We start from the raw sequence: 2,556 nt of genomic DNA, 5'->3' as shown, positions 1-2,556 counted from the left end.
CTATATTGCCGACAACAACGTGCTGGTCAACCCGCTGATCGACGAGGGCTACACGTCCATCGGCTGCGCCCCATGCACGGCGAAACCGGCGCCGGGCACCCACCGGCGCAGCGGACGTTGGCCAGGATTCTCCAAGACCGAATGCGGGATACACATCTCGTGAACACCACACCGGAACGCCGGGTTGTTGCGATCAGCACGCGCTGAGTCGTTCAACCAGCCCGATTAAAACCGAAGCGTTTGGTTTGGGTTGTTTGATTTTGATGGTCCCCGCCGGTAAAGACCGCCTGCCCCGGCCGCACCGCATCGCGGAGTGGGACCCGGAAGACGCCACGGCATGGGATATCGGCAACCACCGCATCGCCCGCCGCAACCTGATCTGGTCGATCGTGACCGTGCATGTCGCGTTCTCGATCTGGTACTTGTGGTCGATGATGGTGCTGTTCATGCCGCAGTCCGTCTACGGCTTTACGCCAAGCGATAAGCTGCTGGTGTGCTCCACCGCGGCGTTGGTCGGAGCGCTCGTACGGATCCCCAATACGATGGCCACCATCAGATTCGGCGCCCGCAACTGGGCACTGTTCTCCTTGCTGGTGTTGTTGATCCCCACGGTCGGAGCCATCGTGCTGTTGGCCAACCCTGGTCTGCCTTTGTGGCCGTATCTAGTGTGTGCGGGGTTAACCGGCTTGGGTGGGGGCAACTACGCGGCATCGATGGCCAACGCCGAAGCGCTCTACCCGCAAGAGCTCAAAGGCTGGGCGCTGGGTTTGACCGGTGGGATCGCCAACCTTGGGTCGGCGAGCGTCCAGGCGATCGGACTGGTGGCGCTGGCCACCGTCGGCCACAAGGCACCGTACGCGGTGTGCGCGATCTATGTGGTGCTGCTGGGGGTCGCCGGTCTCGGCGCGGCGCTGTTCATGGACAACTTTCCCAAAGCCAAACCACAGACGTATTTACGCTCAGCTTTGGCGCTGCCCGATACGTGGGCAATCGCCGTGCTCTACGCGATCGCCGCGGGCACGTTTCTGGGTTTCGCGTTTGCCTTCGGCCAGGTGCTCCAGCACAACTTCGTGCTTGGCGGGCAAAGCAACGGGCAGGCGTCGCTGCACGCCGCCGAGATCGCCTTCATCGGACCGCTGCTGGGCTCGGCGGCACGAATAGCTGGCGGCGAGTTAAGTGACCGCGTCGGAGGCGGCCGCGTCACCCTGGGCTCGTTCGCCGCCGCGATCGCGTCCGGCGGGTTTCTGGTCGCCGTCAGCCTCCACGACGACCTCACCCACCGCACAGGCGGCTCCGTCGCGACCGTAACGACGATCGGCTACATCGCAGGCTTCATTACGCTGTTCATCTTCTGCGGCGCGGCCAAGGGTTCGGTGTTCGAGCTAATTCCATCGGTGTTCGAAGCGCGTAGCCGCATGCTGAACGGCACCGATGCCGAACGCCGCCGCTGGGAGCGCGTCATGTCTGGATCGGCGATCGGATTCGCCGGTACGCTCGGCGGGCTCGGCGCCATGGCGACTGACCTAGCCCTACGGCAGTCCTATCTCATGACCGGCACCGAGACACCGGCATTCCTGGTCTTCCTGGCGTCGTATATCGGCGCCGTGGCCCTGACCTGGGCACGATACCTGCGCCCTCACCATCGCGCACAGATACCGAGCTAACCCGAGCGGCACTCATCGCGACGAAGTCGGACAGGACGAGCGCACTTACGGCGGGATGTGGATGTCGCACTCGGTCTTGGCGAAGCAACCGAGCGGCCAACCCGTCGTATCCGAGATACGCAACTGTTCCGGTAACCCGTCTTCGGGCCATGAACGGCCGGCCGGTGGAGGTGCCGGCGAAGGGGGGAAGGACCCATCTGCAGTTCCGTCGGTTCGCCGGCTGTCCGATCTGCCACCTTCATCTGTGCAGCTATGCCCACCGGCATCAGGAGGTTGCTGACGCTGGAATCATCGAGGTGTTGCTATTCGACTCCCCAGACGACGAACTGCGCGGCTATCAGTCCTTGCTCCCGTTCGCGGTGATGGCCGATCGCGACTGGGTGCTATACCGCGACTTCGGGCTGGAGACCGGCCTGCGCGCCGCTGCGGATCCGCGAGCATGGTGGGATGCCATCCGCGGCGGAACGGCAGCGCTACTTCATCGCAACAATCCCGATTGTGCCGGTGTCGGACGTACCCACGGCAGAACACATTTGGGATTGCCTGCCGACTTTCTCATCGACCCCGACGGAACCATGGTCGCCGCCCACTACGGGCACGATGCCGACGACCAGTGGTCGGTGGACCAACTGTTGGATGTCCACCGCCTGCTTCGCGGAACGGAGACGTCGTGACGCACTTAAAGTCGATCGAATCACCCACTGCCGGTCGTCAACCCGGGTGGAGGACGATCGCTTCCGTAGACCTCGACTTTTCATCTAATTGACTGGCATCGAGTGTCGTTAGCGTGAAAGATGCGCTGCCGCAAGGATAATCGGAGTTACCAGAGTACCGATGATCCGAGATGGAGCGCACCTGACAGATGCAGACTATCAGCGATTGGTCGAAAAGT

3 protein-coding genes are annotated in these 2,556 nt (G+C 62.9%); all 3 read left to right on the top strand.

Annotation, left to right across the window (positions count from 1 at the left end):
• On the top strand, nt 1–163 hold a 163-nt coding region (locus AC2VON_RS15835), incomplete at its 5' end, for a phosphoadenosine phosphosulfate reductase domain-containing protein (RefSeq protein ID WP_486953809.1).
• Nucleotides 164–287: 124 nt separating this feature from the next.
• Complete coding sequence (locus tag AC2VON_RS15830; protein ID WP_486953808.1) at nt 288–1,664, top strand: MFS transporter; 1,377 nt, start codon at nt 288–290, stop codon at nt 1,662–1,664.
• Between the two features lie 149 nt (nt 1,665–1,813).
• Nucleotides 1,814–2,338, top strand: coding sequence for a peroxiredoxin-like family protein (locus AC2VON_RS15825; protein WP_486953807.1), 525 nt, complete (start codon nt 1,814–1,816; stop codon nt 2,336–2,338).
• The last annotated feature ends 218 nt before the right edge of the window (nt 2,339–2,556 follow it).

The organism is Mycobacterium sp. TH-M82, from assembly GCF_057473605.1.
This window is presented reverse-complemented; position numbering and strand designations above follow the sequence as displayed.

What these genes read in the sequence shown, in the direction of transcription:
- AC2VON_RS15825 (WP_486953807.1), top strand. Translation starts at nt 1,814, where the DNA reads ATGAACGGCCGGCCGGTGGAGGTGCCGGCGAAGGGGGGAAGGACCCAT.